The sequence below is a fragment of the Hyunsoonleella aquatilis genome (genome assembly GCF_014270105.1).
Taxonomy (GTDB): domain Bacteria; phylum Bacteroidota; class Bacteroidia; order Flavobacteriales; family Flavobacteriaceae; genus Jejuia; species Jejuia aquatilis.
Window position 1 is genome coordinate 1,196,450 of sequence record NZ_JACNMF010000001.1, and the last position, 23,693, is coordinate 1,220,142.

18 protein-coding genes are annotated in these 23,693 nt (G+C 38.9%); 13 read left to right on the forward strand and 5 right to left on the reverse strand.

Features of this window, described 5'->3' with window-relative positions; translation table 11 throughout:
* Nucleotides 1-63: 63 nt before the first annotated feature.
* Both H7U19_RS05315 and guaB read left to right on the forward strand, forming a co-directional pair.
* A complete protein-coding gene (locus H7U19_RS05315; protein ID WP_186559718.1) occupies nt 64-774 on the forward strand; it encodes an Insecticidal toxin complex protein in 711 nt (236 codons plus the stop codon).
* A 141-nt stretch (nt 775-915) separates the two neighbouring features.
* Nucleotides 916-2,388, forward strand: coding sequence for an IMP dehydrogenase (gene guaB / locus H7U19_RS05320; RefSeq protein WP_186559722.1), 1,473 nt, complete (start codon nt 916-918; stop codon nt 2,386-2,388).
* 70 nt (nt 2,389-2,458) lie between these two features.
* Here guaB and H7U19_RS05325 read toward each other — a convergent pair whose 3' ends face one another.
* Both H7U19_RS05325 and H7U19_RS05330 read right to left on the reverse strand, forming a co-directional pair.
* Nucleotides 2,459-3,292 (reverse strand): ribonuclease H family protein, encoded by an 834-nt coding sequence (locus tag H7U19_RS05325; RefSeq protein WP_186559724.1) that lies wholly within the window; start codon nt 3,290-3,292, stop codon nt 2,459-2,461.
* A 383-nt stretch (nt 3,293-3,675) separates the two neighbouring features.
* Nucleotides 3,676-3,912, reverse strand: coding sequence for a hypothetical protein (locus H7U19_RS05330; RefSeq protein WP_186559726.1), 237 nt, complete (start codon nt 3,910-3,912; stop codon nt 3,676-3,678).
* Nucleotides 3,913-4,061: 149 nt separating this feature from the next.
* Between H7U19_RS05330 and H7U19_RS05335 the strand changes: the two genes are divergently transcribed.
* The 6 genes from H7U19_RS05335 (at nt 4,062) to H7U19_RS05360 (ending at nt 14,906) form a co-directional block, all read left to right on the forward strand.
* Complete coding sequence (locus H7U19_RS05335) at nt 4,062-6,002, forward strand: peptidylprolyl isomerase (RefSeq protein WP_186559734.1); 1,941 nt, start codon at nt 4,062-4,064, stop codon at nt 6,000-6,002.
* A gap of 7 nt (nt 6,003-6,009) precedes the next feature.
* A complete protein-coding gene (locus H7U19_RS05340; protein ID WP_186559736.1) occupies nt 6,010-6,864 on the forward strand; it encodes a peptidyl-prolyl cis-trans isomerase in 855 nt (284 codons plus the stop codon).
* Entirely contained in the window at nt 6,827-8,281 is a 1,455-nt protein-coding gene (locus H7U19_RS05345) for a peptidylprolyl isomerase (protein ID WP_186559737.1), read from the forward strand. The genes H7U19_RS05340 and H7U19_RS05345 overlap by 38 nt, the downstream gene beginning before the upstream one ends.
* A gap of 3 nt (nt 8,282-8,284) precedes the next feature.
* Nucleotides 8,285-9,238: an AAA family ATPase gene (locus H7U19_RS05350; protein WP_186559738.1), complete on the forward strand. Its 954-nt coding sequence runs from the start codon at nt 8,285-8,287 to the stop codon at nt 9,236-9,238.
* A gap of 415 nt (nt 9,239-9,653) precedes the next feature.
* A complete protein-coding gene (locus H7U19_RS05355; RefSeq protein WP_186559739.1) occupies nt 9,654-12,431 on the forward strand; it encodes a bifunctional aconitate hydratase 2/2-methylisocitrate dehydratase in 2,778 nt (925 codons plus the stop codon).
* Between the two features lie 207 nt (nt 12,432-12,638).
* On the forward strand, nt 12,639-14,906 hold the full coding sequence (locus tag H7U19_RS05360) for an aconitate hydratase (protein WP_186559740.1): 2,268 nt from the start codon (nt 12,639-12,641) through the stop codon (nt 14,904-14,906).
* Nucleotides 14,907-14,977: 71 nt separating this feature from the next.
* On the opposite strand, the gene H7U19_RS05365 is transcribed toward H7U19_RS05360, so the two are convergent.
* The 3 genes from H7U19_RS05365 to H7U19_RS05375 all read right to left on the reverse strand — a co-directional run bounded on the left by H7U19_RS05365 (nt 14,978) and on the right by H7U19_RS05375 (nt 17,605).
* The gene (locus H7U19_RS05365) at nt 14,978-15,625 is read right to left on the reverse strand and encodes a porin family protein (RefSeq protein ID WP_186559741.1); all 648 of its coding nucleotides are present in this window, start codon (nt 15,623-15,625) and stop codon (nt 14,978-14,980) included.
* 163 nt (nt 15,626-15,788) lie between these two features.
* On the reverse strand, nt 15,789-16,742 hold the full coding sequence (locus H7U19_RS05370; protein ID WP_186559742.1) for a transketolase family protein: 954 nt from the start codon (nt 16,740-16,742) through the stop codon (nt 15,789-15,791).
* A gap of 17 nt (nt 16,743-16,759) precedes the next feature.
* Nucleotides 16,760-17,605 carry a transketolase gene (locus H7U19_RS05375; RefSeq protein ID WP_186559744.1) on the reverse strand — a complete coding sequence of 282 codons (846 nt, stop codon included), beginning with the start codon at nt 17,603-17,605 and terminating at the stop codon, nt 16,760-16,762.
* 162 nt (nt 17,606-17,767) lie between these two features.
* Between H7U19_RS05375 and tgt the strand changes: the two genes are divergently transcribed.
* From tgt to dnaB, 5 genes are all read left to right on the forward strand, one after another.
* Entirely contained in the window at nt 17,768-18,898 is a 1,131-nt protein-coding gene (gene tgt / locus H7U19_RS05380) for a tRNA guanosine(34) transglycosylase Tgt (protein ID WP_186559745.1), read from the forward strand.
* Nucleotides 18,899-18,911: 13 nt separating this feature from the next.
* Complete coding sequence (locus H7U19_RS05385) at nt 18,912-19,988, forward strand: LptF/LptG family permease (protein ID WP_186559747.1); 1,077 nt, start codon at nt 18,912-18,914, stop codon at nt 19,986-19,988.
* Nucleotides 19,975-20,874, forward strand: a complete 900-nt coding sequence (locus H7U19_RS05390; RefSeq protein WP_186559749.1) for a DMT family transporter — start codon at nt 19,975-19,977, stop codon at nt 20,872-20,874. The genes H7U19_RS05385 and H7U19_RS05390 overlap by 14 nt, the downstream gene beginning before the upstream one ends.
* Nucleotides 20,875-21,006: 132 nt before the next feature.
* The gene (locus H7U19_RS05395) at nt 21,007-21,960 is read left to right on the forward strand and encodes an acetyl-CoA carboxylase carboxyltransferase subunit alpha (protein WP_186559751.1); all 954 of its coding nucleotides are present in this window, start codon (nt 21,007-21,009) and stop codon (nt 21,958-21,960) included.
* 167 nt (nt 21,961-22,127) lie between these two features.
* Nucleotides 22,128-23,669, forward strand: coding sequence for a replicative DNA helicase (dnaB, locus tag H7U19_RS05400; protein WP_186559753.1), 1,542 nt, complete (start codon nt 22,128-22,130; stop codon nt 23,667-23,669).
* Nucleotides 23,670-23,693 lie beyond the last annotated feature (24 nt).

The following is a 23,693-nucleotide window of genomic DNA, read 5'->3' on the forward strand; positions in this document are numbered from 1 at the left end:
TTTTTCCATTAAAAAAATTGTCCACTGGATGTCATTTCCAAAAAATGATTAGTTTTATGTGCTATGAAATTCTTTTTGGTGCCATACTTTTTTGCAATAGCTACCTGCGCTCTAAACGCTAAAGAGTGGAATTCCTTAAGTGTTTACCAAAGCACTACAGGAAAGACTGAATTATCCGTTTCCGATTGGCTCAGAAAAGATCGCGTTCGAAATACGGCGATATGGCAAAACGCCAACCACTTCAATTTAATTCACAACCTTTCCAACGAATATCAAACCATGGCCCAACGCAGGGATTTTTACGCATGGTTGTACCGGGAACTTGATAAAAAAGGGCATGATTTAGCTTGGGTAGCCATGGCGTATTTTATTTCAAAGAAAATGCAATTGATGGAAGTATTGCCTTTTTCAATTTTTATAAGGAAAACTATAAAACAACACGCAAGGCATGGTAGCGAAGGAGTATTTGATGAAGCGTTTGGCGAATTGCGCAAATTATTTGTTTCTGAAATAATTTATAAAGGTGAGCAGGCCTTTCAAAAGGATAAGGAAATCCTTAGAAAAGAGCAGTTCATTTGGATAGACGACATTTATAAAACCATGGACGATAAAAGCCTAAAAACCTTGAGCCATATTGCAAAAGGGAAAGGCTTATATGGTTTGATGGTGCCAAAATCCATTCGGTTTCACGATAGATTATCCGATGCTCAATCCCGTTACAATTACGCTGTTGAAACCTTAAGGCCTTATTGTTTTGAGCGCTATAAAATTTAACGTGCTATGTCTGGGATTTTAATTATATTTGCACGCAATTAATTGAATACATCAACAAAGTTGCATTTTGCAATTTTGATCTAATAACTGTCGTTCCCGTGTATCCCGATCGCTATCGGAAGGGAATCTAAATTAATTGCAATGACTGCACATCAAAACAAGATACTGGGAGAAGGTTTAACTTATGACGACGTCCTGCTAGTACCGGCCTTTTCAGAAGTTTTACCCCGCGAAGTCAATATTCAATCCAAATTCACGCGTAATATTACCATCAATGTGCCTATTATTTCGGCTGCGATGGACACAGTTACCGAAAGTAAAATGGCTATTGCCATGGCCCAGGAAGGTGGTATTGGCGTACTGCACAAAAACATGACCGTTGAGGCCCAAGCGCTTAAAGTAAGAAGGGTAAAGCGTGCCGAAAGCGGTATGATTATAGACCCCGTAACCTTGCCAATGGACGCGATTGTAAAAGATGCAAAACGCGCCATGGCCGAGCACAGTATTGGCGGGATTCCAATTGTAGCAAAGGACGGTACTTTAAAAGGGATTGTGACCAACAGGGATTTGCGCTTTGAGCATGAAAAGAAAAAGCCAATTACGGAGGTAATGACAGGCGAAAACTTGGTGACGGCTCCTGTTGGCACCTCTTTGAAAGATGCCGAAATCATCCTTCAGGAACACAAAATTGAAAAGCTGTTAATCGTTGATGATAACTATAAATTATCGGGATTAATCACATTTAGGGATATTACTAAGTTGAGCCAAAAACCCAACGCCAATAAAGATAAGTATGGGCGTTTACGTGTGGCTGCCGCTATTGGCGTTACCGCCGATGCCGTAAAAAGGGCAGAGGCCTTGGTAAATGCAGGTGTTGATGCCGTAGTGATTGATACTGCCCACGGACACACCAAAGGCGTGGTTAGTGTTTTAAAAGAAATAAAATCAAAATTCCCTGAATTGGAAGTTATCGTCGGGAACATTGCTACGGGTGACGCAGCAAGATATTTAGTAGAAGCCGGTGCAGATGCTGTTAAAGTGGGTATTGGGCCAGGGTCAATTTGTACCACACGTGTCGTGGCTGGTGTAGGTTTTCCACAATTTTCTGCGGTATTGGAAGTTGCGGCAGCGATAAAAGGTACTGGTGTTCCAGTAATTGCAGATGGGGGTATCCGCTACACGGGGGATATTCCAAAAGCCATTGCGGCAGGGGCGGATACGGTAATGTTAGGATCGCTATTGGCAGGAACAAAAGAATCTCCTGGGGAGACTATTATTTACGAAGGACGAAAATTTAAATCCTACCGAGGTATGGGTTCTGTGGAGGCTATGAAAGAAGGTAGTAAAGACCGTTATTTCCAGGATGTAGAGGATGATATCAAAAAGTTGGTACCGGAAGGTATCGTTGGACGTGTGCCATACAAAGGCGATTTATACGAAAGCATCCATCAGTTTATTGGCGGATTACGTGCCGGGATGGGATATTGTGGTGCCAAGGACATCGCTACCCTAAAGGAAAACGGACAATTTGTTAAGATTACCGCAAGTGGTATCAACGAAAGCCATCCTCATGATGTAACCATTACTAAGGAGTCTCCTAATTATTCAAGGTAAAATTTTAAGATTTTGTGCTCACATCCATAGGGTATACGCTAAAGAAGTCTTGTTTTGACTCAGTTCTTTGTTAAAGCCAGTTTTTTTTCTTTTTAATTGTTCTATAAATTTCTATGTTATGATTATAAACAGTCTTAATTCGGATTTCATACTGATTTCCGCGTTGTAATTTTTCTTGAAGCTCATAGTCAGTATAAATTTTAAGTCTATGATGTTGTTTTTTATCAGAACAAATTTCAGCGTTTATTTCCCAAGAGTCTTTGATTAATCTTTTCCTGAAAATATTAACTATTAAAGTTTCTTTTGGGGAAAATTGCTTGTAATTGATTTCTGGTCCATCAAATTTTCTTTTACCAATTTTATGTCCTTCTATTGCAATTTTTCTGTTTTCAATTCCTTCTTTCCGTCCTTTTTTTGATAGTTTGTCTGCTTCTTTATTTAGTTTTCTCTTGCGGTATTCTATTCGGACAGATTTTCTGGCTTCATTACCAAGTTTAGTTCTGGTTTTGTCCAATTTGTTTAATAAATCCCAATTCTTTATTTCTTTTCCTTCGTAGTTCTTTCCACCGTTACTTCTCCATTCTTTTATTTTAAAGACACTTGTTCTATCAGTATCTTGAAGTGCAAATCGGTCAGTTATCACGATAATTTTTGACGTTTGAGATAAATCAGGTTCGTTTATTTTAATGAAGTCTCTTAATCCTTGAATTCCAAAAATCAACCCTGCCAATTCAAGCCTTTCAATATTTGAGTCAACATAAATTCCGTCGTGTTCAGATACGTCTTCGAGCTCCAAATATTCAGGGAATTTAATTACATAGCCAATTCCGCCACTTGATTGAGAATCGTACATCATTGAACCGTCACAATGAATATAAATGGCACCATAATCAAATCTTTGCATAATGTTTTCAAATTGGCTCTAACTTGTTTATATGCAGAACTTTTTTCCTGTTATACCAATTAGTTTGGCTATGCGGAAGTTTTTTTAAATAAAGTTACGCATATAAAACCTTATATTTTTTTAAATCCGTAGTGTAAATATAGATGCTTTCTTACGCAATAGAAAGATAAATTGCGAAATTATCTACTAAGCCGATACAACACAAACGTCTTAGCCGTTAAAAGGAAAAACGCCCCAACCTGCTGTGTTGCGCACAACTTAAGGATATGCACCGTTTCAATACTGAAACCACCCCGTCCCTATGGCTATTGGGACATCGCAGTTGAATTTATACCCACCGTTAACGGAGGTAGTAGAAAATATTGATAACGTAAAGGAGAAAATCATTCAGAATACACCACCCCCCGATGCGGAAGCAAAGCATCCCGTATAGGTTTCATATCGATTTCATTCACCACCATAAAGGCAATGCTGTGGACTTCATTTAAAACTTCAGCCCCGGTAATAGTTATGTCCAGATTTTCACGCTGAATATATTCCTTTAAATGGATGTGGTGGTGCTCGGCAATCCTTTGGGCATCCGGGCCCCTAAAATCCCAAATTAGTTTTAATTGTCGCATGCGGTTTGTTTTCGTTGTAAATGTCTAAAAATTATCCGTTTTGGCATCCGATTATGTAAAATAAATCTATCCCCAATACGTTTGCTATTCAACTTGTTTAAAAGTGATATATTGTTATTTTTGTAGCCATTGATTAAAAATCCTAATTTATGAAGATGAAGTGGTTTGCCCTTGTTTTTACTGTTTTATTTATTTCGACATCTTTTGCCCAAAGTGATGATGTGCTTTTTACGGTGGATGGTGACACTGTTTTTACGTCCGAGTTTAAACGCGTGTACAGCAAAAACTTAAATTTGGTTCAGGACGAATCTCAGAAAGATGTGGACGAATATTTAAAATTGTTCGTTAATTACAAGGTAAAACTTAAGGAAGCTAAGGCCCAAGGCTTGCACGAAAAGCCTAATTACCAAAGGGAATTATCTAATTATAAAAGGCAGTTGGCAAAAAACTATATGTCTGACAACACCGTGAGCGAGGCCTTGGTGAAAGAGGCCTACGAGCACTTTTCGCATGACGTAAAGGCCAATCATATTTTGGTGAGAGTATCAGATGATGCATCTCCCGAGGATACATTGACGGCTTATAATCGTATTTTGAAATTAAGGGAGCGTACGGTAAAAGAAGGTTTTGAAGCGGTAAGAAAAGAAGTGCACGACGGAAAAAAATTATATGGCGAGGAATTGGGGTGGTTTACCGCTTTCAGAATGGTATATCCTTTTGAGAAAGTAGCCTTTAATACGCCAGTTGGGGAAACTTCAGAACCGTTTAGAACTCAATTTGGTTACCATATCGTGCACGTTTTGGACAAGCGCAAATCCCCGGGGAAATGCACCGTGAAGCACATTATGGTGATGCATAAAAAGGAGGAGGGCCTTGCGGATTTCTCGGAGAACCGAATAAAGGAACTATACCAAAAAATACAACAAGGTGAGGAATTTGAAACGATTGCCAAGGAATTTTCAGATGATAAGAACACCGCCCCAAGGGGTGGCGAATTGCAGCCTTTTTCAAGTGGGCAATTAAGTGTTCCTGAATTTGAGGAAACAGCGTTTGCGCTAGAAAACCCCGGGGATATTTCTGAGCCGATACGGACTGAGTTTGGGTGGCACATCATTAAATTGAAAGAAATTGAGCCTGTTGGTAGCTTTGAGCAATTAAAATCTGAATTGGAGGCTAAGGTAAAGCGTGATGACCGCTCTAAATTAATCGAGGAAGCATTGATTGCTAAGTTGAAGAAAAAGCGAAATATTGGGGAGGAGACACCTAACTTAGAATATTTTGCCTCAATTTTGAATGACGATTTCTTTACAAGAAAATGGCAGTTGCCCGAAGATTTTAAAGCTAATCAATTATTTCTAAACATAGGAGAAAAGAGCTTAACCTATGCTGATTTTGGGGAGTATCTTGTCAAATATCAACGCAGCTCACGAGGCAGAAAACCTTTTGAGACGATTGCAAAAGAAGCCTACAATGCCTTTTTGAGCAACGAGCTAAAAGCCTATGAGGAGGAACATCTTGAGGCTGAAAATGAAGATTTTGCTCATATTTTATCAGAATATAGGGACGGTTTGCTCCTGTTCGATTTGATGGAAAATACCATTTGGAAAACGGCGAAAACGGATTCTTTGGAGATTCAAAACTATTACGATAACAATAAGGACAAATACTACTGGCCCGAACGCGTGGTTGTGGATGTGGCCTCTGCTTCAAAGCGAAAAATCATTAATAGAGTATCAAAAATGCTACACGAAGAAATGTCGTTCGAGCACATCAAAAAGTTGGTAAACACCAATGGTGATGTTCATGTGATTATTACCTCAGATACCATGCCTGCCGATCATCAGGCGCTACCAAAAGATTTTGAGTTTAAGCCTGGCATTTCAAAAGTATATAAGCACAACAAGGGTTATGTAGTTGCTAAAGTACAAGAGGTGTTGCCAAAAACCTTAAAACCTTTTGAAGATATTAAAGGCTTGGTGATGAGTGATTATCAAACCCACAAGGAGTCACTTTGGCTGGCCGAGCTAAAAGAAAAGTATAAAGTGGTTGTGAACGCCGATGCCCTAAAAAAGGTAAAAGCAGAATTATAGAAAACTAATGCAATTAAAATCCCTCATATTAGTTGTTGTTTTGGCGAGTTTGGCTTCGTGCGATTTTTTTAGAAAAACTGAAGAAAAAAAGCCCATCGCCCGAGTAAATAACAGCTATTTGTACTACGAGGATTTAGAGGATGCTTTTTCAGAAGGAATTAGTAAAGCGGACAGTACTTTGATGGTCCAGAATTTTATTAATAATTGGGCTACCCAGCAATTACTTGTGGACGGTGCAATGATCAACCTGGGAGAGGACAAGCAAAAAACCTTTAGTAAACTTGTGGATCAGTACAAAAAGGACTTATACAGCAAGGCGTATTTGGAGGCTTTAGTGAGACAAAATATCGATACGTCGGTATCAAAAGAAGCGGCCACGGCCTATTATGAATCCCACAAGGATGTATTCAAATTAAACGAGGAGCTTATCAAATTCAGATACATTCATGTAGACGAGGATATCATTGATTTTGAAACCATTAAGGAGCGTTTCAGACGGTTTGATGGGAAGGATAAAAGGGCTCTGGATTCCATAGCTATTCAATTCAGATCATACTCGTTAAATGATTCTATATGGGTGAAAATGAGCCAGGTAATTGCGAAGATTCCAGGGGTGAATTCTGAAAATAAAAGTCAACTGTTAAAAAAATCCCATTTTGTGCAACTCAAAGATTCATTAGGTTTATATTTGATGCAGATAAATGATGTGTTATTTCGTAACGATACTGCGCCGTTGGAATATGTAAAACCTACCATTCATCAGATTGTCATCAACAGGCGCAAATTGGAACTCATAAAAAAATTGGAGAAAGATATTACTAAGGATGCTATTAAAAACAAAGAGTTTGAAATCTATAATTGACGTAAGATTGCTTTTGGTCTTGTTGTTTGTTTGGGCTTTGCCCTCGCACTCACAGGAGATAATTGAAGATGAAGTTGAAGAAGAAACACAAAAAGTGGCTCAAGTAGATTCCACCCAAACCTTTCAGCGTGTAAAAGTGGACGGTGTTGCAGGTGTGGTGGGCGAATATATTGTGTTGCAATCTGATATCGATAAAACATTAATTCAGATGCAGGCCCAGGGGGTGAATACCAAAGATATTACACGTTGTCAAATTTTCGGAAAATTATTGGAGGACAAACTGTATGCCCATCATGCCATTCAAGATAGTATTGAGGTGTCTGATGCTGAAATAAGGCGAAGTGTGGACTACCAATTGCAGCAGTTTTTGCAACAGGTAAATGGCAATATGGACCGCCTTTTGGAATTTTATAAAAAAGAAGATGAAGAAAGCTTGAAGGAAGAGATGTTTGAGATTAACAAATCCCAGATGTTGGCACAACGTATGCAGGCTAAAATTATTGAAGAGGTTGAGGTGACCCCGGAAGAGGTGAGGCAGTTTTTCAACAAGATTCCAGAGGACGAAAGACCAACTTTTGGTACGGAGTTAAAAGTATCGCAGATTGTTGTGGAACCTGAGGTATCTGAAGAGGAAGAGCAAAAAGTAATAGAGCAACTAAAAGGTTTTAAAAAGGACGTTTTGGAAAATGGGGCAAGTTTTCGGTCAAAAGTGGTGTTGTACACTGATGATAAAGCTTCCATTAGCACTGGTGGAAAATACACCTTGAACCGGAAGCAGCCAAGGATGGTAAAGGAGTTCAGGCAGGTTGCTTTCTCGTTGCAAGAGGGTGAGATTTCGGATCCTTTCAAAACCGATTTTGGCTACCATATTGTTTATTGTGAAAAAATCAGGGGGCAGGAATATGATGTAAGCCACATCCTTTTAATACCAAAGGTTTCTGATGAAGCCGTAACAGAAGCCCGTGAAAAAATTACCAAAGTAAGACAAAGGATAGTGGATGGCGACATTACTTTTGAAGCGGCGGCAAGGGAGTCCAGTGATGAAAAAGAAACCAGATTTGATGGTGGGAAATTGATTAACCCCGAAACTCAGGACTATAATTTTGAACTCACCCGAATGGATCCGGAATTGTACGGCCAAATCCAAGATTTAAAGGATGGAGAGGTTAGCCAAATTATTCCGGAATCGGATAGAACGGGGAAAGTAAAGTTCAAACTATTAACCGTGAATGATAGGATTGATGAGCATGAAGCCAATTATGCACGGGATTTCATGAAAATCAAGCAAATGGCTTTGAATGAGAAAAAGATTAAGGCCATTGAGAAATGGCAGGAAGAGAAAATCACAGATACTTATGTAAAAGTAACGGGAGAGATGCGCGATTGTGATTATGCAAGTAACTGGTTAAAAAAATAACATATGTCTGACGTTGCCGCTGTAAAGGAGTTTGTTAAAAAATACCAAGATTTAAAACAGGAAATTGCAAAGGTCATTGTGGGTCAGGATGAGGTCGTCAATCAAATATTGATTTCTATTTTTTCAGGAGGCCATTCTTTGTTAATTGGAGTTCCGGGATTAGCGAAAACCCTTATGGTAAATACCATTGCCCAGGCTTTAGGGTTAGATTTCAAGCGAATACAATTTACCCCAGATTTAATGCCAAGCGATATTTTAGGGAGTGAAATTTTGGATGAAGACCGTCATTTTAAATTCGTAAAGGGCCCAATTTTCGCCAATATTATTTTAGCTGACGAAATCAACAGAACACCACCTAAAACTCAGGCGGCCTTATTGGAAGCCATGCAGGAAAGAGCTGTGACTGTGGCCGGACATCATTATAAATTGAGCTTGCCCTATTTCGTGCTAGCAACTCAAAACCCGATTGAGCAGGAAGGGACGTATCCCTTGCCAGAAGCACAATTAGACCGTTTTATGTTTGCCATTAATTTGGAATATCCTTCTTTTCAAGAAGAAGTAGAAGTGGTTAAGGCAACTACCAATGATGAGGCCGTTAAGGTGAACGCTCTGTTTACAGCTGAGGAAATTCTAAACTTTCAACACGTTATCAGAAGAATTCCTGTTGCAGATAATGTCATAGAATATGCGGTAGGGATGGTTGGCAAAACCCGACCCAATTCTGATGTGGCTCCCGATCTGGTAAAACAATATATCGATTGGGGAGCAGGACCACGAGCTTCACAAAATTTAATTTTAGCAGCCAAAACCCATGCGGCAATAAACGGTAAATTCTCTCCTGACAATGAGGATGTTCAAGCGGTAGCCTACAGTATTTTGAGGCATCGTATCATCAAAAACTACAAAGCCGAGGCAGAAGGTATTACTGAAAACGAAGTGATTTCATCTTTGTTTTAGATGAATATTAAACAATTTATCATTCCTATAATTTTCTTTCTAATAGGAATTGGTTTTTCTGTGATTGGTGCTTTGTTGAAGATAATTCATTTTGAAATTGGTCTAATAACAGGCAATTTATTGATATCCATTGCAACTGGTTTCAAAGTAATGGCTATAGTTTTGGCAATCGTGAAATTACTAAAGATTTATCGCGAAAAGTAGGAACTGGTTAGTCTTGTGAGTAGCACTAAGAATTTTTTATTTTTCTACATGAATTAATGATAAAAATTCAAACATCACCGATAATTATGCGACTCTAATAATTAAGTATTAATACTTAGTTTTATTGAGTCATTTATCTTTACACCTTTGCATTAAATTCGTATTTTGCATCGCTTTTTTAAAATAAAAATAACATTGAAATAATTCTTTTATGAACTACAACGATTACATCAAAGAAATTGAAGAAAGAAAAGCTCAGGGCTTGCACCCTAAGCCAATAGATGGAGGTGAATTATTGAGTGAAATTATTACTCAAATTAAGGATGTAAATAATGCGCATCGTGAGGATTCTCTTAACTTTTTCATTTATAATGTTTTGCCAGGTACAACTAGTGCGGCAGGGGTGAAAGCGAAGTTTTTAAAAGAGATTATTCTCGGTGAATCCGTAGTTGAAGAAATTACACCAAGTTTCGCTTTTGAACTATTGTCCCATATGAAAGGAGGGCCGTCTATCGAAGTACTTTTAGATTTAGTTTTAGAGCAAAAAGATTTAGATATAGCACAGAAGGCTGCAGAAGTTCTAAAAACTCAAGTTTTCTTGTACGAGGCAGACACCGAAAGACTCGAGGATGCCGTAAAGAAAGGTTGCCCTATCTCAAAAGGTATCATTGAAAGTTACGCACAAGCGGAGTTCTTCACTAAATTACCTGAAGTTGAAGAGGAAATTCAGGTGGTGACATATATTGCTGGAGTAGGTGATATTTCTACAGATTTGTTGTCTCCAGGAGCGGACGCGCACTCAAGATCAGATAGAGAATTGCACGGACAATGTATTTTTGAGCATAACAAAGATATGCAACAAGAAGTGTTGGCTTTAAAAGAGCAGCACCCTGATAAACGTGTGATGTTAATCGCTGAAAAGGGAACTATGGGCGTAGGGTCTTCAAGAATGTCTGGAGTAAACAATGTGGCGCTTTGGACAGGTATTTCATCTAGCCCATACGTGCCGTTTATCAATATTGCTCCAGTAATTGCTGGGACTAATGGAATTGCACCAATTTTCTTAACAACTGTTGGCGTAACTGGAGGTATCGGAATCGACCTTAAAAACTGGGTGACTAAAAAGGATGCTGAAGGAAACACGATCTATGATGCTGATGGCGAGCCGGTATTAGAACAAGTATATTCTGTTGAAACAGGAACTGTTCTAACGATCAACACAAAAGAAAAGAAATTATATAACGGAGATCAAGAATTAAAAGATATCTCTGCGGCTTTAACGCCTCAAAAGATGGAGTTCATTAAGGCCGGAGGTTCTTATGCAGTGGTTTTCGGTAAAAAATTACAAACATTTGCATGCAAGGTTTTAGGTATAGATGTGCCTCAAGTATATGCGCCTTCTAAAGAAATTTCTATTGAAGGACAAGGTTTAACAGCGGTTGAAAAAATCTTCAACAAAAACGCTGTAGGAACCACTCCGGGGAAAACGTTACATACAGGGTCTAATGTTCGAGTTGAAGTGAACATTGTGGGATCTCAGGATACTACAGGATTAATGACATCTCAAGAGTTAGAAATGATGGCGGCGACAGTGGTTTCTCCTATTGTTGATGCTAGTTATCAATCGGGATGTCATACCGCTTCAGTATGGGATGATAGGTCAAAAGCGAATATTCCTAAGCTAATGAAGTTTATGAACGACTTCGGGTTAATCACGGCTCGCGATCCTAAAGGCGTTTACCATGCCATGACCGATGTAATCCATAAAGTATTAAATGATATTACAGTTGATGATTGGGATATTATCATTGGAGGGGACTCGCATACACGAATGTCTAAAGGTGTTGCTTTTGGTGCAGATTCCGGAACTGTTGCTCTAGCATTGGCTACAGGTGAGGCTACCATGCCAATTCCAGAATCGGTAAAGGTAACCTTTAAAGGAAATATGAGGAGTTTCATGGATTTCCGTGATGTAGTACACGCCACTCAGCAACAAATGTTAAAGCAGTTTGGTGGTGAAAACGTATTCCAAGGAAGAATTATCGAGGTTCATATTGGTACTTTGACATCAGATCAAGCCTTTACATTTACTGACTGGACCGCTGAAATGAAAGCTAAAGCATCTATCTGTATTTCAGAAGACGACACTTTAATCGAATCTTTAGAGATTGCAAGAGATCGTATCCAAATCATGATTGAAAAAGGTATGGATAATGAAAATAAAGTGCTTCAAGGTTTAGTTGATAAAGCGAATACCAGAATTACAGAGGTTAAAACTGGAATCAAACCAGCCTTAAAGCCAGATGCTAATGCAAAGTATTATGCTGAGGTAGAAATTGACTTAGATGAAATTGCTGAGCCCATGATTGCCGACCCAGATGTAAACAATGATGATCCATCAAAACGTTATACGCACGATACGATCCGTCCATTATCTTACTACGGTGGTACTAAGCAAGTAGACTTAGGATTCGTTGGGTCTTGTATGGTTCATAAAGGAGATATGAAGATTTTGGCTCAAATGTTAAAGAACATTGAAGCGCAACATGGTAAAGTGGAGTTCAAAGCACCGTTGGTTGTAGCACCTCCAACATATAACATTGTAGATGAGTTAAAGGAAGAAGGAGATTGGGAAGTATTGCAGAAGTACTCAGGTTTTGAGTTTGACGATAGCGCACCAAAAGGTTTGGCTCGTACCAAGTATGAAAACATGCTGTATTTAGAGCGTCCGGGTTGTAACCTTTGTATGGGTAACCAAGAAAAGGCGGAACCGGGTGATACGGTAATGGCAACTTCTACGCGTTTGTTCCAAGGAAGAGTTGTAAAAGATTCTGGAGAGAAAAAAGGAGAGTCTCTATTATCTTCAACGCCAGTAGTAGTGCTCTCTACTATTTTAGGAAGAACGCCTACAATGCAAGAATATGAAGCTGCAGTAGATGGTATTGTGTTGACCAAGTTTAAGCCATCACAAAAAGAATTAGTAATGTAGTTCTTGAAAATTTTAAATAATAAGAAGCCTGAGTTTTAATGCTCAGGCTTTTTTATTTCCACTAGTTTCATCTTGGAATTGTTTAAAAGATAGATTTTGACAAAGTTGAAATAAACGAAGTCTATTTTTTGAATATAAAAACAGCCTCGTAATTTCGTATATTAGTGCAACTTAAAATAAACTACTAAAAATTAAAACGGATAATATATGGCATTTGATATTGAAATGATTAAGGGCGTTTACTCCAAAATGGCTAAAAACGTCGATAAAGCTCGTGAAGTTGTTGGAAAGCCATTGACGCTTTCTGAAAAAATATTATATAATCACTTATGGGATGGTACACCGGACAAGGCATTTGTTAGAGGAAAGGATTATGTGGATTTTGCCCCGGATAGAATTGCATGTCAAGATGCTACAGCGCAAATGGCACTGTTACAATTTATGCAAGCAGGAAAGAGCAAAGTAGCCGTGCCCACAACAGTGCATTGTGACCACTTGATCCAAGCCAAAGAAGGTGCCGCAACTGATTTAAAACACGCCAACAATGTAAGTAGTGAGGTGTTCAATTTTCTGGAATCAGTATCCAATAAATATGGTATCGGATTTTGGAAACCCGGAGCTGGAATTATCCATCAGGTGGTTCTGGAAAACTACGCATTCCCTGGCGGGATGATGATTGGTACGGATTCTCATACTGTAAATGCAGGAGGTTTGGGCATGGTAGCCATCGGTGTGGGCGGAGCAGATGCAGTGGATGTAATGGCAGGTATGGCTTGGGAATTGAAGTTCCCCAAATTGATTGGTGTTAAGCTTACTGGCAAATTATCGGGTTGGACGGCACCAAAAGATGTGATCCTGAAAGTGGCTGAGATTCTTACTGTTAAAGGTGGGACCGGGGCCATAGTTGAATATTTTGGCCCGGGAGCATTAGCGATGTCTTGTACTGGTAAAGGCACCATTTGCAACATGGGTGCAGAGATTGGTGCAACGACTTCAACCTTTGGTTATGACGATTCTATGGAGCGTTATTTAAAAGCTACGGATCGAGAAGATGTAGCCGAAGAAGCCAATAAAATTAGGGAATACTTAACTGCAGACCCTGAGGTTTATGCTAATCCTGAACAATATTTTGATCAATTGATAGAAATTAACCTATCAGAGTTGAGCCCATTGTTAAATGGGCCATTCACTCCGGATTTATCCACTCCAGTAGGTTCTGAAATGACCGGTAAAGCTAAAGATAATGACTGGCCGATAAAAGTTGAGTGGGGATTGATTGGGTCTTGCACTAACTCTTCTTATGAAGATTTATCGCGAGCTTCATCAATTGCGCAACAGGCGTTGGATAAAGGTCTAAAAACCAAAGCTGAGTTTGGTATTAACCCGGGTTCGGAACAGGTAAGATATACCGCCGAACGAGACGGTATCCTTCAAGTGTTTGAAAAACTGGACGCGAAAATATTTACTAATGCCTGCGGGCCATGTATCGGGCAGTGGGCAAGGTATAGCGACCCAAAAAACGCACCAAAAAATAGCATTGTACATTCCTTTAACCGAAACTTTGCGAAGCGTGCTGATGGAAATCCAAATACACACGCCTTTGTTGCTTCGCCCGAAATTACGGCGGCTATTGCCATAGCTGGGCGATTGGATTTTAATCCGATGAAGGATAGCCTTATCAACGAAAATGGCGAAGAAGTGATGTTGGATGAGCCAACAGGATGGGAATTGCCTCCAAAAGGTTTCGACGTGAAGGATAATGGTTATTTAGAGCCAGAAGAGGATGGGAGTCATGTAAATGTTGTTGTAAATGAAACTTCAGAACGTTTACAGTTATTAACGCCATTTGAACCACTAGGTGATACCATTACCGGAGCAAAACTTTTGATTAAAGCTTTTGGAAAATGTACTACCGACCATATTTCCATGGCTGGGCCTTGGTTGCGCTTTAGAGGGCACTTGGATAACATTGCCAATAATACCTTGATTGGAGCCGTTAATGCCTTTAATCAAAAAACCAACTTTGTAAAGAATCAATTAACTGGCGAATATGGCGGTGTGCCGGACGTACAGCGGCAATATAAAAAGGCTGGTATAAAAACTATTGTAGTAGGGGATCATAATTATGGTGAAGGTTCTTCTCGTGAACATGCGGCAATGCAACCAAGACATTTAGGCGTTGCTGCTGTAATTGTAAAATCTTTTGCGCGTATTCACGAAACCAATCTTAAAAAGCAAGGGATGCTAGGTTTAACCTTTGCCAATGAGAATGATTACGATTTAATTCAAGAAGACGATACTTTCAACTTCTTGGATTTAAACGAATTTGCACCAGACAAACAGTTGACTCTAGAGTTGGTGCATGTAGACGGAAGTAAAGATGCTATTAAGTTAAACCACTCATATAACGAAGCGCAAATTTCATGGTATAATGAAGGTTCTGCCCTTAATTTGATTAAGAAGCAAAATGCTTAATTTGATTTAAATAAAAAACCTGCAAGGCATTTTATTGCTCTTGCAGGTTTTTTATTTAAATTATATTTCCACTATAGCAATAGGGACAAACTCAAAATTAATTGGTCCGGCCTGGTGTCCAAACGACTTCTATCATTGGGATTAGGATTTATAATATTGTTGTTGATAAAAGTAGCTTCATTATTACTAAAGCCCCTTTCGTATCTCAAATCTATACCCAATTTTTTTAGATTAAATCCGATGCCAAAATTAAGCCCAACAGAAAAATCGTTCTCAATATCACCTATGGTGATACCATCAAATTCGGTATCCAAAATATACTGAAACGCCGGCCCACCAAAGACGCTGAGGGGACCAATTACTTTGGCACCAACTAAAATTGGGGCATCCAATTTTTGCATTTTAAAATCATTACTGTTGTATTCACTTTTTGTACTGGTGTACATTAGCTCTGGTCTTAGGTATACTTTCTTGCCAATTTTTCCAAATAGCCCAACATGAAAACCTACGTTTCTATCTGGATTCTGGGCATTATCGCCAATCGATTCAACGTAATCTCCGTTGGCGTTATAGTTTAATCCTCCTTTTAGACCTATGCCTGTTTGGGTTTGGGCAAAGCCGGAGATAGTTGTTAAAATCAGGGCGATAACGAGCAATATCAATTTTCCTTTAGAGATATGGGTTTTCAACTCTCTTTTTAATTCATGTGTGTTCTTCATAATTATTCGTTTTAAGATTTGAAGTTTAATATCAAAAACGTTGCCAAAAGCCTTTTATTCTTTTACAATGGATTTTTTTAAGCATGGGGGCGAAAAATATAAGAATTAAAAAAGGGCTCATTTTATAAAAACGAACCCTTCAAAATTTTGTCAGGAATTAATCCTATTTCCTTTGGATAACAACTTTCGCTCTTTCTACAATAGATGCGCTGTTCAAGCCATATTTTTCCATTAACTGTGCAGGAGTTCCAGATTCCCCAAAAGTGTCGTTGGTCCCAATAAATTCCTGCGGAGCAGGGTTGTTCAAAGTCAAGGTACGTGCTACACTTTCTCCTAGTCCACCCAAGATATTGTGTTCCTCAGCCGTTACTAAGCATCCTGTTTTAGCCACTGATTTAAGAATTGCCTCCTCATCCAAAGGTTTAATTGTATGTATATTGATAACTTCTGCAGATATGCCTTGCTGATCTAATACTTTGGAGGCTTCAAGTGCTTCCCATACCAAATGGCCTGTAGCTATTATGGTTACGTCATTGCCTTCTGTCAATTTTATGGCTTTACCGATTTCAAAAGTTTGGTCGGCAGGTGTAAAAATAGGTACAGATGGTCTTCCAAAACGCAGATAAACTGGTCCAACATGGTCCGCAATAGCTATGGTAGCCGCTTTGGTTTGGTTGTAGTCACATGGGTTTATTACCGTCATACCGGGTAGCATTTTCATCATACCAATATCTTCAAGTATTTGATGAGTTGCTCCATCTTCACCTAGAGTTAATCCAGCGTGAGACGCACAAATTTTCACATTTTTACCCGAATAGGCAATTGATTGACGGATTTGGTCGTAAACCCTACCTGTTGAGAAATTAGCAAATGTTCCTGTGAACGGAATCTTTCCGCCAATCGTCAAACCTGCCGCAATCCCCATCATATTGGCTTCCGCAATTCCTATTTGAAAGAAACGCTCAGGGTTTTCTTTTATGAACTCGTTCATTTTTAAAGAACCGATTAAATCCGCACAAAGTGCAACCACATTAGGGTTGGTTCTTCCCAATTCGGCCAGTCCAGCTCCAAAACCACTTCTTGTATCTTTCTTCTCTGTATAAGTGTATGTTTTCATTTTCCTTGTGTAAGTGGTTAGTAATCGCCTAAGGTTTCAGGGTTTTGCTCCAAACCAATCGCTAATTGCTCATCGTTTGGTGCTTTCCCGTGCCATGCATGGGTATGCATCATAAAATCCACACCATTACCCATTACGGTGGTTAATAAAACACAAACTGGCTTTCCTTTTCCCGTTTGGGCTTTCGCTTTTTTCATGCCTTCAATCACCGCTTCCAGGTTATTACCGTCCTTAATTTCCAAAACGAGCCAGCCGAAAGCTTCAAACTTTGCTTTTAGGTCTCCCATTGGTAAGACATCATTGGTAGCACCATCGATTTGCTGTCCGTTGTAATCCACTGTGGAAATCAAATTGTCCACATTATTACCGGCGGCATACATAATTGCTTCCCAATTTTGACCCTCTTGTAATTCCCCATCACCGTGCAAGGAATACACAATTTTATCATCGTTGTTCAATTTTTTGGCTTGTGCCGCACCAATTGCAACGGACATACCTTGACCCAAAGAACCTGAGGCAATTCTAACTCCCGGTAAGCCCTCGTGGGTTGTAGGGTGTCCTTGTAAACGGGAATCAATCAATCTAAAGGTGCTCAATTCCTCAACTGGAAAGTACCCCGCTCTGGCCAGAACACTATAGAAAACTGGAGAAATATGACCATTGGACAAGAAGAACAAATCCTCACCTATCCCGTCCATATCAAATGAGTTTTTGGTTTCCATGAGTTCGTTGTAAAGCGCAACGAAAAATTCAGTACAGCCCAAAGAACCTCCAGGGTGCCCGGAATTCACTTTGTGTACCTGTCTTAAGATATCCCTTCGCACCTGCGTACAAATATCTTCTAAGTGTTTAATGTCTGGCATGCTAAATGATTGTTTTTTGCCCGACAAAAATAGGAGATTAGAATAGTTTTACAAAGTATAACTGGCGCAATTATTTTCATTTTCACGAAACCTTTAAGTACTGTTAATAAGTTTATTTTTTTGATATAAAATATGTAGGTTTGCGCACCGGTTATTAGGCTTATGAAATTCGATTTAGCTCAAAAAGATGCCCAAAGTAAAGCTAGGGCAGGTCAGATTACCACGGATCACGGTGTGATTGAAACCCCTATTTTTATGCCCGTTGGCACTGTTGGCACTGTAAAAGGCGTGCACCAACGCGAGCTTAAAGATGATATAAACCCAGATATCATTTTGGGAAATACCTATCACCTTTATTTGAGGCCACAAACCGATATCATCGAAAAGGCCGGCGGACTGCATGAGTTTATGAATTGGGATAGAAATATCTTGACAGATTCTGGGGGCTATCAGGTGTATTCGCTTTCCGCAAATAGAAAGATAAAAGAAGAGGGCGTAAAATTCAAATCTCATATTGATGGAAGTTACCATGTTTTTACACCAGAAAATGTTATGGAAATCCAGCGCTGTATAGGCGCTGACATTATAATGGCGTTTGATGAATGCACACCTTACCCCTGTGATTATAATTATGCCAAACGTTCCATGCAAATGACACATCGTTGGTTGGACAGATGTATCAATCATCTAGAAAAAACGCCATTAAAATATGATTACGATCAAGCTTTTTTTCCAATAGTTCAGGGGAGTACTTACAAGGATTTACGAATTCAATCGGCCGAGTATATTGCGAATGCTGGTGCCATAGGCAATGCTATTGGTGGACTTTCCGTCGGGGAGCCTGCCGAAGAAATGTATGCCATGACCGAAGTGGTTTGCAACGTTTTGCCTGAAGATAAGCCAAGATATTTAATGGGTGTGGGCACACCAATCAATATTCTAGAAAATATTGCGTTAGGTATTGATATGTTTGACTGCGTAATGCCTACCCGTAATGCTAGAAACGGCATGTTGTTTACGGCCCATGGCACCATCAATATCAAAAACAAAAAGTGGGAGGACGATTTTTCGCCTATCGATGAGATGGGTATTACTTTTGTGGATACCGAATATAGTAAAGCCTATTTAAAGCATTTGTTTTCAGTTAACGAATTGTTGGGCAAGCAAATCGCCACTATTCATAATTTAGGATTTTATTTATGGTTGGTTCGCGAAGCGAGAAAGCATATATTAGCAGGGGATTTTGCGTCATGGAAAAGTATGATGGTAAAACAAATGGACAAACGATTATAGCGAATTTCTTTAGGTGAAGATATTAGATTGGTACATATTAAAGAGGTATTTATTTACCTTCATCATGATGCTTTTGCTGTTTATTCCAATTGGAATTACGGTGAATCTGGCTGAAAAAATCGGGAAGATTTTAGATAATAATGTGCCTTTTAATGAGGTGGCCCTTTTCTATCTGGATTTTACGATTTATTTCGCAAACCTACTATTTCCCCTATTCTTATTTTTATCGGTGATTTGGTTTACTTCAAAGTTGGCCAATAATACGGAGATCGTGGCTTTTTTGAGTTCAGGAGTTTCGTTTTCAAGATTTTTACGGCCCTATTTGTACGGAGCCACTATTACTGCCTTTTTCGCGTTGATTTTAGGTTTGTTTTTGGCCCCTGAGGCCAGTAAAGGTTTTAATGAGTTTGACTACAAATACTTCAAAAGAGGGCGAAGTGCCACGGATAACAAAAACGTTTTTCGACAAATTAACGAAAACGATTATATCTATGTGAGTAGTTTTAATTCTAAAAGTAAAACAGGTCAAAACTTTACACTTGAGCATTTTGAGGACAACAAATTGACTACGAAAATTAGCGCCAGAAGCATCCGATACGTTGAAGCGGATACAACTTACAGATTGATTGATTACGTAAAACGAAACATTGGTGAGTTGACTGATACCTTGGAAATTGAAAGGCGCAAAGACACGTTGTTTACTTTTGACGTGGCGGACTTGACACCGGTTATTTATATTGCTGAAACGTTGTCCTATTCCGAATTGACTGATTTTATTGCTAAAGAAGAGGCAAGAGGCTCTTCCAATATTGGCCGTTATAAATTAGTGCTCTATAGAAAATGGAGTTTGCCCGTATCCATATTTATATTAACGATTATCGCAGTGGCAGTATCTTCCATTAAAAGACGAGGCGGTATGGGGGTAAACCTAGCTCTCGGAATATGTATCGCTATGGTGTTTATCTTTTTCGATAAAATTTTTGGGGTGATGGCTCAGCAGTCTGACTTTCCACCTGTTATTGCAGTCTGGTTTCCTAATATCATTTTTGGTATTTTAGCTGTATATCTTCTGTACAATGCCAAACGCTAAGCTAAGAAACTACCTTCACCTTCATTTTTTAGTATTCATTGCCGGCTTTACAGCCATTTTGGGAGAATTGATTTCGATAAGTGCCGTGCCATTAGTGTGGTTCAGAATGGGAATGGCCACCATTTTGATGTTTATTTATATCAAAATAGCTGGAGTCAAATTAAAAATTAATGGGAAATCTATTCTAAGATTGTCTTTGGCAGGCATCATCATTGCTTTACATTGGATCACCTTTTTTGCTTCCATCAAAGCGGCCAACGTATCCATTGCCCTGGCCATGTTTTCCACGGGAGCATTTTTTGCATCTATTATTGAACCTGTTTTTTACAAACGAAAAGTAATCCCATATGAAATCATTTTTGGATTGCTGGTGATACTTGGCGTATTTCTCATTACCAAAGGCGAAATAAAATATCTAAAAGGTATTCTTTTGGGAATTTCATCTGCTTTTTTTTCATCGCTTTTTGCAGTTTTAAACGGCGTTTTTTTAAAGAAACATTCGGCTACGGTGATTTCGTTTTACGAATTTATCAGTGGCGTACTGTTCATATCGATTTTTATTCTTTGCTTCGAAGGAGGTTTTTCTACAGATTTTTTTAAACTGAGTGCCTCGGATTTTGGCTACTTGTTCATTTTGGCCTCTGTTTGTACGGCTTATGCTTTTATAGCGTCTGTAAATGTAATGAAGCTGATAAGCCCTTATACGGTGGTACTTACCTATAATTTGGAGCCTATCTACGGTATCATTATTGCACTATTTCTATTCCCTGAAAAGGAAAAAATGAGTCCGATGTTTTATTATGGTGCAATTTTGATTATTTCAACTGTCCTACTCAATGGTCTTTTGAAAAATAAGGATGCAATAAAAAGAAGGCGGGTATTTTAGAGGACAAGTTGCTTAATCCAGCAAATTATTCTTAAATTGTAAAAGCTTCTTCTGAAGTTTAATTGATGATATGAAACAAAATAAATTGCTTAATTTTGTACGCTAACTAATTAAAACCGAATTGTAATTTCTATGGAGTATTTAGAATTTGAACTTCCCATTAAAGACCTCGAAGACCAGCTTCAAAAATGTAAAATCATTGGTGAAGAGAGTGATGTGGATGTTACCGAAACCTGTGCCCAGATAGAGAAAAAATTAAAAACCACAACCACAGATATTTATAAAAACCTAACGCCATGGCAAAGGGTGCAATTGTCAAGACACCCCGATAGGCCATACACCATGGATTATATCAAGGCCATTTGTGGAGACACATTTCTAGAATTACATGGTGACCGCAACTTTAAGGACGATAAGGCTATGGTTGGTGGATTAGGCAAGATTGGGGATCAAAGCTACATGTTTATTGGTCAGCAAAAAGGGTATAACACCAAAACGCGTCAATACAGGAATTTTGGTATGGCCAACCCCGAAGGCTATCGTAAGGCTTTGAGGTTAATGAAATCTGCCGAAAAGTTTGGAATTCCGGTGGTAACCCTTTTGGATACTCCAGGAGCCTACCCGGGTCTGGAAGCTGAAGAACGGGGGCAAGGCGAAGCTATTGCTCGTAATATTTTGGAAATGACACGTTTGAAAGTTCCAATTATTACCATAATTATTGGTGAAGGTGCCTCAGGTGGGGCCTTAGGAATAGGAGTTGGAGACAGAGTTTTGATGCTGGAAAATACTTGGTATTCGGTAATTTCACCAGAATCCTGTTCGTCAATCCTTTGGCGTAGTTGGGAGCACAAGGAAACAGCGGCAAAGGCTTTGAAATTAACTGCAGGTGATATGAAAAAATTGAAGTTAATTGATGATATCATTAAAGAACCGTTAGGTGGTGCGCATAGGGATAGGGAGAGGACGTTTAAAACCGTTAGTAGCACCATTGAAAAATGTTTCGGGGATTTAAAAAACTTATCACCAGAGGAATTAGTGAAACAACGCCAAGATAAATATGCCAATATGGGGGTATTTAAAGGCTAAATGCTTAAAAACCACAACATGTTAAAACCTGAAGTTTTCGCTTCAGGTTTTTTTAGCGGTTATTCACAATACTTTTTAGTTATTAACAGTTATTTTGTTAACGAAACGTTGACAATGAAAATAGCCCGTTCTAAAAACCAACACTTTATTTGACTATTTTCGCAGTTATGAAGCAACCCAATCAAATCGCAGGATACAAAGTAGATAAAAGTACTCTAATTAGTTTGGAGAAAGGCAAAATACCTCCCCAAGCACTTGATTTAGAGGAGGTTGTGTTAGGCGCGATGATGATTGACAAAAAAGGTGTTGATGAGGTTATCGATATTTTAAGCCCGGAGGCATTTTATAAAGAAGCACATCAATTTATTTTTGAAGCCATTTTTCAATTGTTCGAAGGCAGTGAGCCTGTGGACTTATTAACCGTTTCAACGCAATTAAAGAAAAACGGAAAACTGGAAATGGTGGGTGGCGATTTTTACCTGATTTCACTGACCCAAAAGGTATCGTCTTCGGCACACATCGAGTTTCATGCCCGTATTATTCTTCAAAAATTCATTCAGAGAAGTTTGATTAAAATTTCAAACGAGATTATTGAAGATTCCTATGATGAAACTAAAGATGTTTTTGATTTGTTGGATAAAGCCGAAGCTAAGCTATACGAAGTTACCCAAGGAAACATAAAAAAATCCAGTGAAACTGCTCAAGACTTGGTAATTCAGGCCAAGAAAAAGATTGAAGAAATTTCTAATAAAGAAGGCTTGAGTGGTATACCAACCGGTTTTCATAAACTGGATAAGCTAACTTCTGGTTGGCAGCCGTCGGATTTAATTATTGTTGCCGCCCGACCGGGTATGGGTAAAACCGCATTGACGCTTTCTATGGCCCGCAATATAGCGGTGAACCAAAATATTCCGGTAGCGTTCTTTTCTTTGGAAATGGCTTCGGTCCAATTGATTACACGTTTGATTTCTAGTGAAACCGGTCTTTCTTCTGAAAAGTTGAGAACTGGTAAATTGGAAAAGCACGAATGGGAACAACTCAACGTCAAGGTAAAGGACTTGGAAAAAGCACCTTTATTTATTGATGACACCCCATCACTTTCTATTTTTGACCTTAGGGCAAAAGCGCGTCGACTGTCTTCTCAACACGACATCAAACTTATCATGATTGATTACTTACAGTTGATGACAGGAGGTAGCAGTCATGCTGGAAACAGGGAGCAGGAAATCTCTATGATTTCAAGAAACCTGAAAGCTCTGGCAAAAGAATTGAACGTACCTGTAATTGCGCTTTCACAGTTGTCCCGTGCGGTTGAAACTAGGGGAGGTAGTAAACGACCATTATTATCTGACTTACGTGAGTCTGGAGCAATTGAACAGGATGCCGATATCGTAAGTTTTATTTATCGCCCTGAGTACTACAAAATTGATGAATGGGATGACGAAGAGCGTTCTCCAACCGAAGGTCAAGCAGAATTTATTATCGCGAAGCATAGAAATGGTGGGTTAGACAATATTAGATTGAAATTTATCGGTCACTTAGGTAAGTTTGATAACTTGGATGATTTCGATTCGCCCTTTGAATTCCACAGCAAAATGAATGCAGCTGCCAACGATGACACATTTAAAACGGATAATTTTACCGCTAGTCCAGATGAGGCGTTCGGTAGTTCTTTTAATGATGACGACGATAACGACGTGCCGTTTTAACAAATGATTAATGCTTTAGGTTGA

Coding starts and splice junctions, on each gene's coding strand:
- H7U19_RS05315 (WP_186559718.1), top strand. CDS start 64: ATGAAATTCTTTTTGGTGCCATACTTTTTTGCAATAGCTACCTGCGCT.
- guaB (WP_186559722.1), top strand. CDS start 916: ATGACTGCACATCAAAACAAGATACTGGGAGAAGGTTTAACTTATGAC.
- H7U19_RS05325 (WP_186559724.1), bottom strand. CDS start 3,292: ATGCAAAGATTTGATTATGGTGCCATTTATATTCATTGTGACGGTTCA.
- H7U19_RS05330 (WP_186559726.1), bottom strand. CDS start 3,912: ATGCGACAATTAAAACTAATTTGGGATTTTAGGGGCCCGGATGCCCAA.
- H7U19_RS05335 (WP_186559734.1), top strand. CDS start 4,062: ATGAAGATGAAGTGGTTTGCCCTTGTTTTTACTGTTTTATTTATTTCG.
- H7U19_RS05340 (WP_186559736.1), top strand. CDS start 6,010: ATGCAATTAAAATCCCTCATATTAGTTGTTGTTTTGGCGAGTTTGGCT.
- H7U19_RS05345 (WP_186559737.1), top strand. CDS start 6,827: ATGCTATTAAAAACAAAGAGTTTGAAATCTATAATTGACGTAAGATTG.
- H7U19_RS05350 (WP_186559738.1), top strand. CDS start 8,285: ATGTCTGACGTTGCCGCTGTAAAGGAGTTTGTTAAAAAATACCAAGAT.
- H7U19_RS05355 (WP_186559739.1), top strand. CDS start 9,654: ATGAACTACAACGATTACATCAAAGAAATTGAAGAAAGAAAAGCTCAG.
- H7U19_RS05360 (WP_186559740.1), top strand. CDS start 12,639: ATGGCATTTGATATTGAAATGATTAAGGGCGTTTACTCCAAAATGGCT.
- H7U19_RS05365 (WP_186559741.1), bottom strand. CDS start 15,625: ATGAAGAACACACATGAATTAAAAAGAGAGTTGAAAACCCATATCTCT.
- H7U19_RS05370 (WP_186559742.1), bottom strand. CDS start 16,742: ATGAAAACATACACTTATACAGAGAAGAAAGATACAAGAAGTGGTTTT.
- H7U19_RS05375 (WP_186559744.1), bottom strand. CDS start 17,605: ATGCCAGACATTAAACACTTAGAAGATATTTGTACGCAGGTGCGAAGG.
- tgt (WP_186559745.1), top strand. CDS start 17,768: ATGAAATTCGATTTAGCTCAAAAAGATGCCCAAAGTAAAGCTAGGGCA.
- H7U19_RS05390 (WP_186559749.1), top strand. CDS start 19,975: ATGCCAAACGCTAAGCTAAGAAACTACCTTCACCTTCATTTTTTAGTA.
- H7U19_RS05395 (WP_186559751.1), top strand. CDS start 21,007: ATGGAGTATTTAGAATTTGAACTTCCCATTAAAGACCTCGAAGACCAG.
- dnaB (WP_186559753.1), top strand. CDS start 22,128: ATGAAGCAACCCAATCAAATCGCAGGATACAAAGTAGATAAAAGTACT.